14 protein-coding genes are annotated in these 17445 nt (G+C 51.3%); all 14 read left to right on the top strand.

Annotated features, from left to right (window positions below; genetic code table 11):
* Positions 1-16: 16 nt before the first annotated feature.
* On the top strand, positions 17-1588 hold the full coding sequence (locus tag TY10_RS25580; protein WP_042170183.1) for an NADH-quinone oxidoreductase subunit N: 1572 nt from the start codon (positions 17-19) through the stop codon (positions 1586-1588).
* A 423-nt stretch (positions 1589-2011) separates the two neighbouring features.
* Complete coding sequence (locus tag TY10_RS25575; protein ID WP_081735494.1) at positions 2012-4915, top strand: S8 family peptidase; 2904 nt, start codon at positions 2012-2014, stop codon at positions 4913-4915.
* A gap of 39 nt (positions 4916-4954) precedes the next feature.
* The gene (locus tag TY10_RS25570; protein ID WP_042170180.1) at positions 4955-5218 is read left to right on the top strand and encodes a DUF1146 domain-containing protein; all 264 of its coding nucleotides are present in this window, start codon (positions 4955-4957) and stop codon (positions 5216-5218) included.
* A gap of 372 nt (positions 5219-5590) precedes the next feature.
* The gene (gene murA, locus TY10_RS25565; RefSeq protein ID WP_042170178.1) at positions 5591-6982 is read left to right on the top strand and encodes a UDP-N-acetylglucosamine 1-carboxyvinyltransferase; all 1392 of its coding nucleotides are present in this window, start codon (positions 5591-5593) and stop codon (positions 6980-6982) included.
* A gap of 1122 nt (positions 6983-8104) precedes the next feature.
* Positions 8105-9586, top strand: coding sequence for an efflux RND transporter periplasmic adaptor subunit (locus tag TY10_RS25560; protein ID WP_042170175.1), 1482 nt, complete (start codon positions 8105-8107; stop codon positions 9584-9586).
* Entirely contained in the window at positions 9583-10347 is a 765-nt protein-coding gene (locus TY10_RS25555) for an ABC transporter ATP-binding protein (RefSeq protein WP_042170172.1), read from the top strand. The genes TY10_RS25560 and TY10_RS25555 overlap by 4 nt, the downstream gene beginning before the upstream one ends.
* On the top strand, positions 10289-11461 hold the full coding sequence (locus TY10_RS25550; RefSeq protein ID WP_042170170.1) for an ABC transporter permease: 1173 nt from the start codon (positions 10289-10291) through the stop codon (positions 11459-11461). The genes TY10_RS25555 and TY10_RS25550 overlap by 59 nt, the downstream gene beginning before the upstream one ends.
* 108 nt (positions 11462-11569) lie before the next feature.
* A complete protein-coding gene (gene spoIID, locus TY10_RS25545; protein WP_042170168.1) occupies positions 11570-12715 on the top strand; it encodes a stage II sporulation protein D in 1146 nt (381 codons plus the stop codon).
* Between the two features lie 95 nt (positions 12716-12810).
* The gene (locus TY10_RS25540) at positions 12811-13542 is read left to right on the top strand and encodes a M23 family metallopeptidase (protein ID WP_042170165.1); all 732 of its coding nucleotides are present in this window, start codon (positions 12811-12813) and stop codon (positions 13540-13542) included.
* Positions 13543-13708: 166 nt separating this feature from the next.
* On the top strand, positions 13709-13996 hold the full coding sequence (spoIIID, locus tag TY10_RS25535; RefSeq protein ID WP_042170162.1) for a sporulation transcriptional regulator SpoIIID: 288 nt from the start codon (positions 13709-13711) through the stop codon (positions 13994-13996).
* Between the two features lie 135 nt (positions 13997-14131).
* The gene (mreB, locus tag TY10_RS25530) at positions 14132-15133 is read left to right on the top strand and encodes a rod shape-determining protein (RefSeq protein ID WP_042170159.1); all 1002 of its coding nucleotides are present in this window, start codon (positions 14132-14134) and stop codon (positions 15131-15133) included.
* Between the two features lie 181 nt (positions 15134-15314).
* Positions 15315-16181, top strand: a complete 867-nt coding sequence (locus TY10_RS25525; protein ID WP_042170156.1) for a flagellar hook-basal body protein — start codon at positions 15315-15317, stop codon at positions 16179-16181.
* A 29-nt stretch (positions 16182-16210) separates the two neighbouring features.
* The gene (locus tag TY10_RS25520) at positions 16211-17038 is read left to right on the top strand and encodes a flagellar hook-basal body protein (protein WP_042170152.1); all 828 of its coding nucleotides are present in this window, start codon (positions 16211-16213) and stop codon (positions 17036-17038) included.
* Between the two features lie 16 nt (positions 17039-17054).
* Positions 17055-17375, top strand: coding sequence for a DNA-directed RNA polymerase subunit beta (locus tag TY10_RS25515; protein WP_042170149.1), 321 nt, complete (start codon positions 17055-17057; stop codon positions 17373-17375).
* Positions 17376-17445: the final 70 nt, after the last annotated feature.

Genomic DNA, 17445 nt, shown 5'->3' with positions numbered 1-17445 from the left:
GCGGGGGGGTTAGCAAATGTACGAGGGTGTTTCGTTTTTGCCTCTGACGTGGCCGGATATGCTGAACATGGCTCCCGAGCTATGCCTTGCTGCCGTCTTTCTTCTTCTAGTCGTTGCCGATCTGCTGCTGCCGCAAAGGGTCAGCCGATTGTCGATCGGCTGGGTGACCGTTGCCGGGCTGCTTGCTTCCGCCGGATTCGTTGTCTATCGGCTTATTCAATTGCAGGACAGCGGCAGGGAAGCTGGCCAAGTTATTGAACTTCTTGGCGCAAGCTACGTGGTTGACCAATTCGCCAGCCTGTTGAAGCTGGTGTTTCTGGCAGGCACGGCGCTCGCAGCGCTAATAGCGCTAGGTTCAGTTAAACAGGATAAAGATATTACCGATCGTGCCGAGCTGTTCTACTTGTTGCTGCCTGCTGCAATTGGAGCCATGATCATGGCCTCCTCCGGCAACCTGGTTACACTGTATATTGGTTTGGAGTTGCTCAGCATTACCAGCTATGTGCTGGTTGCCTTGCGAAGACGATCATCCAAATCGGCGGAGGCGGCTTTTAAATATGTAGTGACCGGCGGTATTTCTTCTGCCTTTATATTATTCGGCATGTCCTACTTGTATGGATTAACAGGTTCGGTAGATCTCGGTGATTTCAGGACAGCCCTTCCCGAGGCTATGGCTAGCTATCCAGCGCTCATGTATGCCGGCTTCTTCCTCCTCATTGCCGGTTTTGCAATTAAGATTGCGGCTGCGCCTTTCCATGCCTGGGCACCCGATGTCTATCAGGGCGCTCCGACGCCGGTCTCGGCGTTTCTGGCCGTTGTGTCGAAGGGGGCGGCACTGGCGGCAGTACTGCGCATTGTCTATAACAGCGCCTTCTTCATCTCTGGAGGAGGGGGAGGCAGCGCTAAGCCAGTGGGCAATGATGTCTATCTTGCTCTGCTCGTTCTGGCAGCAGCAGCCATGCTTGTCGGGACGACCGCTGCGCTGCGCCAGCGGCAGATGAAACGTCTGCTTGCCTTGTCGGGAGTCGCGAATGCCGGCTATTTGCTGGTACCGATGGGACTGAATTTCACGTCCGTCCACAGCAGCAACGTCTCTGAGTTTATTTTTTATCTTATGGTCTACCTGTTGATGACGATGGGCGCATTCGCCGTGTTGACCGTCATCAGCCGGGCAGCTGGGCATGAGGAGCTAAAGGGCTTCTCGGGACTCTATTACCGGGCGCCATGGACCGCTGCAGCGATGGTTGTTTTTGTTCTATCGCTAGCGGGTCTGCCGGTGAGCGGCGGTTTTTTTGCCAAGTTGTTCATTCTGATGGGAGCTGCCAGCGCGAAGGTCTACTGGCTTGTTGCCATTATGGTGATCAGCAGCGTAATCTCCTACTATTTCTACTTCTCCATTATTCGTCAAATGTTCATGCGTTCCAGCAGTGAAGAGGAAAACGAGATTAGAGTGTCAGTGCCGACGGGAATCGTCATATGGCTCTGTGCCGGGGCGACCGTTGCATTAGGCTTGATGCCAGGTCCGCTTATGGACTGGATTCAAGCAGTTTTCTCCATTCGCAGTGATTTATTTATCGGTCTGGGATAACAGATTTGTCAGAATTGGAGGCGGGCATAGGCTGACGGCAGCGGAACCTGATTTCGCGGCGGTCAGCTTTTTTTTAGTAAGTAAGCGGTTAACAATTTGTGGCGGAGTTCATTTTCTGCGATAGGCAGCATATATACGATTAGTCACCGTTTCGTTTAAGAAACAGAGAATGGGGGTACGTAAATAGAAGCTCAGAAATTGCGGAGCTGGGCACAGCGGGGTATATAAGCAGATGCATCCAGAAACTTAAAAGATAAGCTGTTTTTCATAGGTCTTTTGTCGTGTATTTATAATAGGAAAGGAAAATTTAGTCGGTAAAGCGAACTGTATAACGATAGAATAAAAAAATTGTTCATTCTTCTATTGCATACAAATTTTCACTTCGCCAGCCCTACTAAATATGAAGTTACCGAGGCACAATAAATGAAATTTCCTCTCTGGCACCCTTACCCATACAAAAGGGCAGTCGCCATGCTATTGCTGGCGGCGCTTATTTGCGCCTGCGCCGCGCCTGCCTCTTCAGTTGAAGGGCAGCGGGTGCAGGCGCGGCCAGCCTCTGCTGAGGTGTCGCCGCATGGGTGGCTCCTCAAGTGGAGCAGTCCCGAGCATGCTCATGCGCTGCACGGGACGGTGCTGCTCCGCCGTCAAAGTGAGACGGCAGTTGATCTCATCGCGCCCGCTGATCCGTGCGCAGACATAGAGCCTTGGCTGCACGGTCTTAGGAGCACGCCGGGCGTAGAATACGTGCAACCGAATAGTCCGGTGCACGTATTAAATGAACCGTCTGCGGAAGGAGACGGCGCTTCGGAGCAGCGAATGCTGCAGGCGGCTGCAGCTGATAACGGTGAAGCCAACGACCCGGAGCTGGGCAAACAGATCTACCTTAAGCAGATCGGCGCACTGGAAGCGTGGAAGAGCGTTCGGACGCAAACCTTGCTGACGATTGCTGTAATTGATACAGGTGTCGATCTGAATCATCCGGATTTGAAGGATAACTTGGTGAATGGCATCAACCTTGTCCAGCCGAACCAGCCCCCGGATGATGATAATGGACACGGCACGAGTGTTGCCGGAGTTATTGCAGCTTCCGGCAATAATGGAACCGGTGTGGCAGGCATTCTGTGGAAAGCGAAGCTCATGCCGATCAAGGCGTTGGACCACCGCGGGGACGGTACAGAGCAGGAGCTAGGAGAAGCAATTCTGTACGCTGTACGCAAACAGGCAAAAATTATCGTGCTGTCGGTGGGGCTTTATCGTTATTCGCCGTACATGCTGGATATTGTGGATTATGCAGAGAGCAAAGGCGCTCTGCTCGTCGCCGCGGCCGGCAATGACGGCGTAAATCTAGGCAGCAAGGCTGCCGTGAAATATCCGGCTGCCTATCCGACGGTGCTTGCCGTTGGCGGAGCCCAAGCGGACGGCAGGCCGGACGCGCGATCCAACCCTGGACCCGAGCTGGATCTGGTTGCTCCGTGGAATGTGTATACGACGGCCGTCGGCGGCCGGTATAAGAAGGAAGAGGGCACATCGATGGCCGCTCCGCAAGTTGCAGCGGCTGCTGCGCTCATCTGGGCGCGTTACCCGGAGATGAAGCCCTATCAAATTCGGGAGCTGCTTCGCCAGACGGCCAAGGATATCGGTGCACGAGGTTTTGATAATCAATCCGGTTACGGGCTGCTGCAAATCGATAAAGCTGTGACCACTTCTTTGAAAGCGGACGGATACGAGCCGAACGATCGGATGAGCCAAGCGAGCTATTTTCCGTTACCTAGTCAGCTTACAGCCGTACTTGAGACTGGCGGGGATAAGGATTGGTATGCAATCGATGCTCCTTATGATGGGGTGTTGAACCTCCGCTATGAGTCCATGCTTCCGCAAGGGAAAACAGCGCCGCCCATTCGCCTCTCGCATTATGCGGATGGCAAGCTGCTGAAATCGGAAGAGACGAAGCTGGGGACCCGGGGTATGGAATGGAAGGTTCGCAAAGGACGCCAGCTTGTGTTAATGGAGGCGATCAACGCCGGTAACAATACGAGGCTGCCTTATATGCTGAACGTCTCCTTTCGAATGGCTGAGGATGCATACGAGTCTAACGACAAGACGTATTCAGCTTTTACGCTTCAGCCGCGCAGCCAGACAATTAACGGAAGTTTCCATCAGACCGCCGACCGCGATTGGTATGTCATCAATTTTACGCATAGCGGCACGCTCAGACTGAGACTAAGCACAAACACAGTGCGCATCGATCCCGGGCTCGCTGTTCAGCGGGCAGGTCAGACGCTCGTTGTCTATGATGATCAGCATGAAGGAGAGACGGAGCAATCGCCGCTTCTCACCGTTACTCCAGGCAAGTATTATATTCGCGTCCATAATGCGATTTCGGCGGAGGCGAGCCCAACCGTCGGCACATATACACTGAAGCTGGAGTACAGTCCGAAATATGATGATCCGAACGAACCAAATGATAAGTATTATGAAGCATTACTGGTTAGTCCAGGTACGGAGTATGTAGGGGTAATCGGCACAAAAAATGATGTTGACTGGTTTCAGCTTCGCCTGCAAAAACCAAGTATCGTCGATATGCGGCTCAAAGACGTTCCGGAAGGCTTTAAAATGAAGCTGGAAGCCTATGATAAGAAGCAAAAGCTTATTTTCTCTCAGTCCACGGGCAGCTCTGGCAGTCTTGAAGCAAACGGAAGGCTTTTTCAACCAGGGGTCTATTATGTTAAACTGACATCTAACGCACCTTTCGATAATCAATACTACCGTTTCCGAATTAATGCCGATGAACTGACAGCGGGTTTTCGCGATATAAGCGACCACTGGGCCAAGGAAGCGATCGTGGCTATGAACAGCCGCGGCATTGTGTCGGGAACGGGAAAATATGTGTTTGAACCGGATCGGCCGATTACTCGTGCAGAAGCGGTGGCGATGGTGGTGAAAGCCTATAAGCCTGTATCGCTGCTAAAGCCGGCAAACACCGTTCGATTTAAAGATGTCGACTCAAAGCACTGGGCGTATGACGCCATCAGAAGGGCAGTAGAGCAGGGCTGGATCAAGGGGTTCCCGAGCGGTCAATTTAAGCCGGATCAGCCCGTCACGCGTGCCGAGATGACTGTCATTGTCGGCCAGGCGGATGGTGTGAAGCCGATTCAGCCTACTTCTGCACCCTATGCCGATGTTTCCAAATTGCATTGGGCCGCTCCCATGCTGCAAGCTTTGAAGCTAAAGGGCAGTGTCTCGGGCAAAGAGGGCAATCGGTTCCAGCCGGATGCGAAGGCGAGCCGGGCAGAGTATACAACATTATTGTTCCGGTTATACGTCTAAGCAATAGGCAGGATCGGATGAATAAGCAGGAGGATGTTCATGGGCACCGAGCAAATGGCAAGAGATATTGCAACGACAACTGGAGTGACTGGGTTATTTTCCATTGTCGTGACTATCATCAGCATTATTTTTGTATGGTACATTTTGCAGGAAGTGAAAATGGATACTTTTTTCAAATCTCCGCGCAGTCCAAAGGCTCGCATGGTTCAAATATTAATTGCGGTTATACTGGGGCATGCGTTCGCCGGCTTTATTCTGGACTATTGGTCCTGGTCGGTCATGCTGAGGAGTTTTGTCGAATAACAATCGCGAAAAGAGTCAACAATGGGTAATACATGACGGTACGAAAATGACAATAGTGTCCGAATAGTTATAAATCGCGGGATGAAGACCACAATGCTGCCTGCTTTTGCCTGTATGCCGGTACAGCTTATGCCGCTATTCGCCGCCGATCGACGCGAAACGTACGGATCTCATTGGGAAACATGTTAAAAACGCCGCTCAAGCACATCATTCGACACTTTTTTCTTATAAAAAAGCAATTCTTGCGATGGAATTAGCAGGTAACATTTGGATTTTATTTTATGCTTGTCGATTTGTGTAAATTAATGCTATGATGAAGGTTGGATGAATAAAAGCGATGAACGAAAATCAGTTCGCGGAGGGAACTATAAGATGACCAAAATTATCGTCCGCGGAGGCCAGCGCTTGTCGGGAACTGTCCGTGTCAGCGGTGCTAAAAATGCAGTACTCCCTATATTGGCGGCCTCTTTGCTCGCAGCGGAAGGAGACAGCGTCATCTGTGACGTACCCCTCCTCGATGACGTGATGACTATACAGCAGGTACTGGCGTCACTGGGCGCCAAATTAAGCTATAACAATGAGACGATGCGCATTTCTGCGGCATCGATTACATCCTTTGAAGCACCGTATGAATTGATTCGTAAAATGCGGGCATCATTCCTGGTAATGGGACCGCTGCTTGCCCGTATCGGCAAAGTACGGATTTCGCTTCCGGGCGGCTGTGCGATCGGTACTAGACCGATTGACCAGCATTTGAAGGGCTTTGAGGCGATGGGCGCCGAAATTACGCTGGGTCACGGCTTTATTGAAGCCAGTGTTGCAAAGCGGCTCAAGGGTGCCAAAATTTACTTGGATGTCGCCAGCGTCGGCGCGACTGAAAATATTATGATGGCGGCAGCTCTTGCCGAAGGTACGACCACGATCGAGAATGCGGCCAAAGAACCGGAAATCGTTGATTTGGCTAATTATTTGAATGCGATGGGCGCGAAGGTGCGCGGCGCGGGGACAGGCATGATCCGCATTGAAGGCGTAGATCAAATGCATGGCGCAAAGCATAACGTGATTCCGGATCGTGTAGAAGCAGGCACGTATATGATTGCTGCGGCGATTACAGGCGGAGATGTATTTGTTGAAGGTGCAATTTCCGATCATTTGACGCCGGTCATTTCGAAGCTGCAGGAGATGGGCGTTGAAGTATCGGAGTCGGATAGCGGTATCCGGGTAACAGCAGGGCGCTCGCTGAAATCAGTCGATGTGAAGACGCTGCCTCATCCAGGCTTCCCAACTGACATGCAATCGCAAATGATGGCATTGCTCCTTGTGGCAGAAGGTACGGCGGTTGTTACGGAAACGGTATTTGAGAATCGTTTCATGCATGTTGAGGAATTCCAGAAGATGAGCGCTCAGATCAAGGTTGAAGGACGCTCCGCTTTCGTAAGCGGCGGCGCTCAGCTTTCGGGGGCTAAAGTTTGCGCAACCGATCTGCGGGCAGGAGCAGCGCTTATTTGCGCGGCGCTGCGCGCGGACGGTGAGACCGAAATTAGCGGCATTCACCATGTGGACCGCGGCTATGTGAACATTACAGGCAAGCTTGCATCCCTTGGCGCGTCGATCAGCCGTGTGGAGGCTGCCGCGGTAGCAGCAGAAGCTCCAGTGGCGGTAGCTGCTGCAGCAGTATCTGCGTCGTCGCATAGCACTGAATCGGCAGCTGCGGAGACGTCCAGCAGCTACAAACGTGTGAAAGTACAGCCTACTTGGGCGTAACTGAATATGATGTAATAGAAAAGCTTCCGATTGGCGGCCTAACTTGGGCCTCCGATTGGAGGCTTTTTTGTGTTTTGTTCACGATGGGTTATAGCGAAGCGGGTTCGCAAAAGAACGAAGCTGGATTCGTTAATGCGTTGGTTTTGTTGTGATGCGGCGGATTAACGAAGCGGGTTCGCAAAAGAACGAAGCTGGCTTCGCTAATGCGTCGGTTTTGTTGTGATGCGGTGGATTAACGAAGCAGATTCGCAAAAGAACGAAGCTGGCTTCGCTAATCTGTTGGGGTTTGCTGTGGTGAGCGTGATTAGCGAACCAGATTCGCAAAAGAACGAAGCTGGCTTCGCTAATGCGTCGGTTTTGTTGTGATGTGGCGGATTAACGAAGCGGGTTCGCAAAAGAACGAAGCTAACTTCGTTAATCGCCAGTTATGCTGGGGGTCAAATCTTACAGCGAAGAGAAGTTCGCTAATGGTGAACCAAGGTTCATGAACTGCGAAGTTAGCTTCGCTAATTGAGCTAATGAAGCTGTCTCTAGAGGTTGCAGCGAACTTGGCTTCGTTAAATAGCGAAGGTGCTTCGCTGATAGGGTAGAGATTGGTATGTTAGAGCGGATTGAAGCAGAATGGAGCAGAGTTTGGGACCCATAAACATCCCCTGTTGTAATAAAAGTATATAAAATAGCGGCAAGAGTGAAAGTACTGCATTTAAAGAAATTGGCAACGTTGCAGGAGTAAAGGTGGCTGGAAGTAAGGAAGTTGGGTACATGGCGCAGTGTGTGCAGATTAGTTAGTTGAGTAACATTAGTGCAGTAAAGACAGAGTAGCTAGTCGAACAATATTCGCTTAGCAGTGGACACGGTGGGCAGTTGAGTAACGATATTGCAGCAGTTTGGTACTAGTAGTATTTATCTGACTTTGTTGAACAACAAAAGTGAAAAGAGGTCAGCACCAAGACAAGAAGGAGGAGAATTACTGGAAGCCCATACGGGCACTAAAGTATTGTTACATATACCTCAATATGCCTCCACAAGTCTCTGATTAGAAAGGGTACTCGTTCATCTAACGTTCATTTTTGGATGATATATTCGTCCTTATTCATGACCGATAGAGAGGTGGATGCGCCCATGAAAAAGTGGACGTTATGGATTGGAGTTATTGTTATTCTGGTTGCTGCAGGTGCGGGAGCGTATTATTATTTTTTCCGCGATAAGGCGGCGGAGACGCAGAAGCCAACTGCACAGACGGTAAAAGCAACAAAAGGCAATATTGAAGTGAAAATTAGCGGGACAGGCTCAGTTACGGCCGATAATCGTGCAACGGTATTGGCTGGAACAAGCGGAACGGTGAAGACAGTCGGCTTTAAGGTCGGAGACATCGTCAAAAAGGGGCAAGTGCTCGTTACCTTCGAATCTGCAGACGTCAGCAGCCAGATCAAAAAAATGGAGCTGTCAATCAAAAAGCAGGATATGCAGATGGAACAGTATCAAACACAGTACAAGCAGGCAACAGGAACGGAAAACGAAGATGCACAAAAGGAATCTATCGTTAACAACATAGACATGCTAAAGCTGGACATGGAGCAGAACAAAGCGGATCTTGCCGATTTGTATGAGCAGCAGTCTGAGGTGAAGCAAGTTACGGCGCCAATTGGCGGCCAAGTCACAACTGGTGATATTGCAGCGGGTGATGAGTTGCAAGGTAATGCAACGGTTGCTGAAATTGTAGACTATGCGGCTTTAAAGTTTAAAATTCAGGTCGATGAGCTGGATATGCCGAAAATGAAGGTCGGGCAAGCTGTGCGTGTTAATCTGAACGCTTTGCCGGACAAAACGTTTGAAGGCACGGTGGAGGAGTTAGCAAAAGAAGGTACGTCCTCTAACGGAGTTGCGGCGTACGACGTGACAATCACCCTTGCTGAGACGGAAGGAATCATTGCCGGAATGTCAGGTCAGGCGGATATTGTAATTGAATCGAAGAAGGATATTGTTGTAGTGCCAGTGGCAGCTGTACTCCAAATGATGGGCAAATCATTCGTACGAGTGCCTGATGATAGCAGCACAGCGGCTGCGGGAACGCAGGGTTCCCGGCAAGGAATCGGTTCTGGGCAGGAGGGTGTCGAAGGCGGTCAAGGTGCTGGAGGTACACAAGGAGGCGAAGGTACTAAAGGAACTCAAGGCACACAAGGCACCCAAGGTACCCAAGGTGCCAAAGGCACTCAAGGTACCCAAGGTTCTCAAGGCACCGCGCAAGACGGACGCACCGGCGGCAATGCAGGAAGCGCCGCTGCGTCAGGCAGAACGGGTCAAGCAAACCGGATGCCGGGTGCTGCATTAGGCGGGAAACTGGTCGAAGTAACGACGGGGATTAGCGATGAGACTTATGTTGAAATTGTATCTGGACTTAAAGAAGGAGATTCCGTACTCATTGCGCTGCCGCAAGGAACGGTCGGCACGAGTACGTCGTCTTCCTCTCAGCAGCAAATGTTCCCTGGCGGAATGGGCGGTTTTGGCGGCGGAGCAGGCGGATTCGGCGGTGGTGGTGGCGGATTCGCTGGAGGCGGAACGACCCGTGCGAGCGGCGGCGGAGCAGGTGGTGGCGGCCGATGACACGAACAGAAGCGAGCCGAGAAGTTCTAATCGACATTAAAGGCGTGTCCAAATCCTATGTGATGGGGCGCGAGACGGTGACGGTGCTGCATCAAGTATCGCTGCAAGTGAACCGGGGCGATTTTGTAGCCATCGTCGGGCCGTCTGGTTCCGGAAAGTCTACACTGATGAATGTGATTGGTTGTCTGGATACACCCTCGGAAGGCAGCTACAAGCTGGACGGGCTGGAAGTTAGAGGACAAAGCGACAATAAGCTGGCGCAAATACGCAACAGTAAGATCGGATTTATTTTTCAAGGATTCCATCTGCTTCCCCGTTTGACTGCTCTGGAAAACTGCGAGCTTCCGCTTATCTATCGTGGACTGTCTGCAAGGGAAAGGCGGGAGCGTTCGTCGAACGCTTTGAAGCAGGTCGGGCTCGGCGAGCGGATGCATCACCGTCCCAGTGAGCTGTCGGGCGGTCAGCAGCAGCGTGTCGCCATCGCCCGTGCGCTGGCAACTCATCCGCCGATTTTGCTGGCGGACGAACCTACCGGTGCGCTTGATTCGAAAACCGGCCAAGAAGTGCTGGCGATGATTGAGCAGCTTAACCGGGAGGGCCATACCATCGTGCTTATAACTCATGATATGGATGTGGCCAAACGGGCGGGCCGGACGGTCGTTATTCGAGACGGGGTGCTCAGCGAGGAAAGGGGTGGTGCGAATGAAGCTCACACAAGGCTTCCGAATGGCGTTCAAGAGCGTCTTATCGAACAAGCTTAGAACCTCTCTCTCTATGCTAGGCATTTTGATTGGCGTTGCGACGGTAATTGCGCTGGTTGCAATGGGCAAAGGCTCGTCTAATCAGGTAGAGGAGCAAGTGTCCAGCCTGGGGACGAATCTGTTATCTATTACAATTACAGGCCGCGGAACAGCTACGTCGTTGTCGAAGGACGAGGCGATGGCTTTTGCCGATCTGCCGAATGTAGAGGGGGTATCCCCGGTCGTCAGCAGCAGTCTGTCCGTAAAATATAATACGACCAGCACGGACGTTACGGTGGAAGGCATCACGCCCGAATACGAGCAGGTTAATGATTTTAGCGTTCAGACCGGCCGCTATATCGTGCCGATTGATGAGAGTAATAGCCAGAAAGTGGCTTTGATCGGCGTATCCACTGCGGAGGAGCTGTTTGGCACGGATGATCCGCTTGGAAAAGTTATTTTGCTCAACGGTTACCGGTTTACAATCGTAGGACTGTTAGAGGCAAAAGGAAGCTCGTTGTCGGGCTCCAACGATGAGAAGGTGCTTATACCACTATCGACCGCTCAGCGGCTTTTCAAAAGCGTCGGCGTGCGTACAGTCTATGTGAAGGTAACACAGCTTGATTTAATGAATACGGTCGTTGCGATGCTGGAGGTGAAGCTGACGGAGAAATTCCGCGGCGATACGAGCAGCTACCGGGTATTTAATCAGCAGGACGCGATGGAGACGTTGAATTCGGTCAATAAAACGATGAATACGATGCTGCTCTATGTTGCGGCCATTTCACTTATCGTAGGCGGCATAGGCATTATGAACATTATGCTTGTCTCAGTAACGGAACGAACGCGGGAGATTGGTATTCGGAAGTCTTTAGGAGCAAAGCGGCGTGATATCCTGTTCCAGTTTCTCGTAGAGGCGGTTACGATAAGCGGTCTGGGAGGGGTATTAGGTATCGGCATCGGTTATATCGCATCCATTGTAATTGGAAGAGTCATGGGTACGCATACCGAGGTTCCTTTCAATACGGTGATGATCGCCTTTGCTTTCTCTGCGGCCGTAGGCGTCGTATTCGGTATTTTCCCGGCGAACAAGGCGGCCCGATTGCGCCCTGTAGACGCACTGCGCCACGATTAGTGTTCCCTTGGAAAAAGTTCTATCCTATCATTTTCGCTCATAGTATAGACCATCAGGCTAAGAGAGAGCGAGCTTTCGCCTCGCCTCGAACAGGATGGGAGACTAGCGATGAAGCGAATGATAGGAAAAGGTGGCAGGCGCAAATTACGGCCCGCGGATGTTCAGTGGCTCACATTGTTTGGTATTGGCATTATGCTCGGTATAACGCTCGCTGCTTTCAAACTGTCAGCTTCAGCACTGGATGAGCATCGTGCCCACGAGCGTCAAACAGCGTCAGAGCAGGCTGCACCTTCAGATGAACGAACCGTTACAGAAGTGCGGGACAAGCCGGACGGGACGCAGGAGACAAAAGGCAAGGGAGAAGATGATCGGGACGGACTGGAACAGACCATAGTCAGCGTCTATCTGACGAAAGAGAAACGGATCGAACGTGTGCCCCTCGAAAGCTATGTGCGAGGTGTTGTCGCAGCAGAGATGCCGATGGATTTTGAGCTGGAGGCCTTAAAAGCGCAGGCAATTGCCGCTCGCACTTATATTGTAAGAAGGCTTGCCCTTCATGACAGCAGCGGAATGCCACCCGGGAATGAAGCTAAGGGAGCGGAAGTAACGGATACGGTAGAGCACCAGGTATACGTGCCGTTTGCTGAGCTGGCGAAGCGATGGCCCGAGGACAAACGAAAAAGCTATAGCGAAAAGCTGAAGCAAGCGGTCGAGCAGACGAAGGGACGTATTATTACGTATGACGGCGAACCGATCCAAGCTGTTTTTTTCTCCACTAGCAATGGTTATACCGAAAATTCAGAAGATTATTGGGCGCAGGAAATCCCTTATTTGCGAAGCGTATCCAGCCCGTGGGACAAAGAGCTGTCTCCCCGTTACAAGGAAACGATTCGATTCGATATAACCGAATTCTATCAAAAGCTCGGGCTGGGGGATGAAGGTCGCGGCAAGCCTGTCATCCGGGTTGTTAATAAAACGGCTGGTGGCCGTATTGGCGAGTTAATAGTAGGGAAGAAGCGGCTGACTGGCCGGGAGGTGCGAGAGAAGCTAGGACTAGCCTCCTCTCAATTCATCTGGACGATAAAGGGAGACTCTATCGCTTTTACGACTTACGGCTACGGGCATGGCGTTGGCATGAGCCAGTGGGGGGCCAACGGAATGGCTAAGGCAGGCGTTAAGGCGGAGGACATTCTGGCCCACTATTATTCCGGAACAAAGGTCGAACAAGCTTCGAAGCTATCGAGCCGTTATTAATGAAAAGGTTGAAGACAATGGAAAATATAAAAATAGTATTGCCTCACGTATAAAGCTAGACATACTGGCAACAATGGCTAGTGAGGTGATAGCAAATGAATGAAAATCAAAACAAACCGAAGCAAGAAGCTCCCAAAAATGCAATGGGAGAGGCATCTGCCGCTAAATCTAGCAACGGGGTGAGAAAGCTGCTGACGCGGAAATGGGTAGCGCCTGCAGTATTTATGGCCGCGGCAGCAATTATCGTAACCTTAATGTGGATCTATCAGGGAGCGGACAACAGCAAGGAAACTTCTACTAACGAGACCGTTCAGACTGAAGCCACTAAAGGCGGCGAAGCAGTAAAACCGACTGACAAAGAGCTCGAAGGTATTCGCAAGGGCGAGAAGCTGGCATGGCCGGTAGCAAATGTGGAAGATTTGCAAGTGGAGCTTCCATTCTATGATGAAGCCGCAAGCGACGAAGATAAAGCGAAAGCGGTCGTTCAAATGGGCGATACGTTCTCGGCGCATCTTGGTGTAGATCTGGTTGCTCCAGATGACCAGACGTTCCCGGTTCAAGCAGCTCTGTCCGGCAAGGTTACATTGGTCGACAGACACCCTACGAACGGCAACACGGTTGAAATCAGCCATGGCGACGGTCTCGTGACCGTGTATCAAAGCTTGAGTGAAATTTCAGTTGCGGTTGGCGACGAAGTGAAGCAAGGAACGATCATCGCCAAAGCAGGCCGCAACGAATTGGAGCGTGACCTTGGCGTCCATCTCCACTTCGGCGTCCTCAGCAACAACGAAGCGATCAACCCGGCAACGGCAATCGCAGTGAAATAAGTTGAAAATAGTTCTTTAGTCGCACAGGCAGGGGCCAAACCCCTGCCTGTTTCATGTTTTTATGAAAATTTTCGGCCAAACAGGCTTGTCAGGCTTGACCACAAAGAATATATACCCGACCCACTCATATAATGTACCAAACTATCTCGAGTAGGGAGGCGGGAACGTGCACGATTACATCAAAGAGCGCACCATTAAAATAGGCCGTTGCATCGTTGAAACGAAGCATACGGTGCGAACGATCGCCAAAGAGTTCGGCGTTTCCAAAAGCACGGTGCATAAGGATTTGACCGAGCGCTTACCGGAAATTAACCCCGACCTGGCTGACCAGGTCAAGCACATTCTCGAGTACCACAAATCAATTCGGCACTTGAGAGGGGGAGAAGCGACGAAGATCAAATACAAGAAGACGAGCACGAAAAAGAGGGAAGTTCTGGCCGCGGGCAAAAGTTAATTTTTTTCGATATTATTTGCACTTTAATAGAGGATTTTATTGCTTTTTGGCGAATAATGTATGCTAGCGGTTTCTGCGTCATGGGAACTAAATTGAACGATACGCCTACATTATTCGTTGGAGGACTTAAGCCTTATGCTGAGCAAGGACATTGGTGTTGATTTGGGTACGGCAAATGTATCCATTCATGTAAAAGGAAAAGGCGTAGTTCTTGACGAGCCTTCTGTCGTCGCGATTGAAAGCGATTCGAAGAAAGTGCTGGCCGTTGGTGAAGAGGCCCATCGCATGGTTGGCCGTACACCGGGCAACATCATTGCGATTCGTCCGCTGCGCGACGGAGTTATTGCAGATTTTGAAATTACTGAAATTATGCTTAAAGCGTTTATTGACCGGGTTGAAGGCCGGAAATTTTTTAGCCGTCCCCGCATTCTGATCTGCGCCCCTGCGAACATTACTTCTGTTGAACAGAAGGCAATTCGCGAGGCGGCCGAACGGAGCGGAGCGAAGGAAGTTTATTTGGAAGAGGAACCAAAGGCTGCCGCAATCGGGGCTGGAATGGATATTTTCCAGCCCAGCGGCAACATGGTTGTCGATATTGGAGGCGGTACGACCGATGTGGCCGTGCTGTCAATGGGGGATGTCGTAACGGCATCTTCAATTAAAGTTGCGGGGGACAAGTTCGACGCAGCCATTATGAAGTACATTAAGGACAAGTACCGCCTGCTGATCGGCGAGCGGACAAGCGAGGAAATCAAGATCAAGATCGGCACCGTGCATGAAGGAGGCCGACGTGAGGAGATTGATATCCGCGGCCGTGATATGGTGTCCGGTTTGCCGCTTACACTTACGATTCACTCGGATGAAATTCGCGAAGCGTTGTGGGATCCGGTAATGTCGATCGTGTCCGCAGCAAAGTCCGTTCTGGAGCGGACGCCGCCGGAATTGTCTGCCGACATTATTGATCGCGGTGTTATTCTTACCGGCGGCGGTGCGCTGCTTGACGGTCTTGATACGCTGCTGTCCTCTGAGCTTAAGGTTCCGGTGCTTATTGCCGAGGATCCGATGCACTGCGTCGTGAAGGGAACTGGCATTCTGCTCGATAATTTGGACAAGCTCGGCAAAAAAGCGCGGCTGTAAGGCGGGTTCAAACGGACGGCAGAACCGGCTTTGCGCGGGTAGGGCGCCATGGGGGGCGCGCTGAGGCGTAAATTGGGTCGAAGGTCGCATGAACAAGCTATTACAGCGATTGCTTCAGAAGCCGATATTATAGAGTAGGAATACGGCTTCAATTACTGACCGGCCGGGGAGGCGACAGCTTTTGTTAAGAGGTCTTTATACCGCAGCAGCGGGCATGACTGCTCAACAGCGCAGACATGATACGGTAACGAATAATATTGCGAATATAAATACGCCAGGCTATAAACAGACGAACGCGGTGGCGCGTTCGTTTCCGGAGATGCTTCTCAGTCTGACAGGCGTTGAGCCGCAGGAATCGAAGCAAGTGGGGAGAATCAGCACAGGCGTAATGGCCGAGGAAAGCTTGTCCATCCATTTGCAAGGCGATATGCAGCAGACAGGCAAGTCTTCTGACTTTGCCATCAGCTCCAGTCTCACTATTCCGGGCATGGCATTCGATGCCTCTGGTAAAAATGTATCGCCCGATGGAGTAGTGACCTTCCAGCCGCAAGCCTTTTTTACGGTGCAAAATGCAGCCGGAGAAACCCGTTATACACGCGGCGGCTCCTTTCTGCTGACGGATCAAGGGAATCTCGTTACGGGTGACGGCTCGAATGTGATCGGTGCCAATGGACAACCTATCCGTTTTGCAGCCGGGGTGAGTCTAGACGATCTGGTGCTGAATGATCAGCGTCGCTTTATAAATACGAAGACTGGCCTGGATACGGGTGTTCAACTGCTTATTACGCGTGTGGACAATCCGAACGAGCTTGTTCGTGAAGGCGACGGCAAATATCGTCTGAACGGCGACGCGGCTGGCACACGGCCGGTGGCTCTTAATGAAGCGGTAGCGGTTCAGCAAGGCTACATCGAGCGCTCTAATGTTGATCCGGCGCAATCCTCTGTTGACTTGATGGCGGCGCTTCGGGCATACGAAGCGAACCAGAAGGTTGTTCAGGCTTATGATGAAAGCTTGGACAAAGCAGTTAATCAGATTGGCCGCATCTAAAGCATCGATGAAGGGAGCGTGAATCCGATATGAACAGCTCAATGATTAATGCGATGGTGTCGATGAACGGGCTTCAAAAGAAGCTGGACGTTATGGCAGACAATGTTGCGAATGTAAATACAGTAGGCTACAAGAAAAAAGAAGCAACCTTTCAGGATTTACTGAATACAGTTTATGAGCAGCCTGGGGAATTTCAGCAGCAGGGACGTATGACGCCGCTTGGCTTCAGTCAAGGCTGGGGCTCCAGATTGTCGATTATTCAGCCGAATCTGGAGCAAGGGCCGATTACTGATACGGGCAATATCGCGGACCTGGCCATTCAAGGAAATGCGATGTTCGAGGTCATTGTGGATGGAGCGGGCAACCGCGCCTATACACGCAATGGCGCGTTTCAGTTGACGGTGAATGGAAACGGTGATACGATTTTGGCAACGGCTGAGGGATACCCGGTCGTAGCGAATGTTGCAGGCAATGAAGGCCCTGTTGTCGTTCCTGACGGATACAAGCTGCGTGTGAACCCTGATGGTTCCTTGCAAGGCGTGAAGGACGGAGGGGCTGCGATCGATTTGGGTACCCTCAAGATCATGCAACCGTCGCGCCCTGCTGCGTTGACTCAGGTGGCCGACAATCTATTTGCGGTTGCCGGTAATATTAATGTGGATGATGTACTTCAGCGAATTACGCCAAATGCCGATAACGGGGTTGCAATTCTGCAAGGCGCGCTTGAGCAGTCTAACGTTAATCTTACCGATGAGCTGACGGAGCTTATCAATGTGCAGCGTGCTTATCAGCTGGCAGCCAGAGCAATTACATCAAGCGATACGATGATGGGGCTGGCCAATAGTCTGCGCAGATAGATAGGATGATGGTGTAATGAGTATGGCCGAAGAACGGACAGAGCTGTCACGCAGAGCTGCTGCTAGTAAGGAAACAGAGCGCAGCCGGGACAACGACAGCGGCAAGACGGCTGAAGAATGGCCTGCCGATGAAGGAAAGCAGCGGAAGCAGCGTTCAACAGGAGCAAGAATAACGTTATGGTTATTGCGCAAGAGCATTGTTCCCATTATTATGGTCATCATGCTCGTTGCGGGATTATATATTGGTTATACCGTATTGGGCAAGCAACCAGGCGATGAAGTATTCTCCTGGGGCACTTGGCAGCATATGTACGATCTCGTGTTCTCGGACACGTAGGGATATAAAAGGCGTGTTGTCCTTTCCGTTATGGCGGGAACGGCGACATGCCCTTTTTTAATTGTAAGCA

The organism is Paenibacillus gorillae, assembly GCF_000513275.1.
Lineage (GTDB): Bacteria > Bacillota > Bacilli > Paenibacillales > Paenibacillaceae > Pristimantibacillus > Pristimantibacillus gorillae.
Note: the sequence above shows the minus strand (reverse complement) of the source record. Positions and strands in the feature narration are given on the sequence as shown.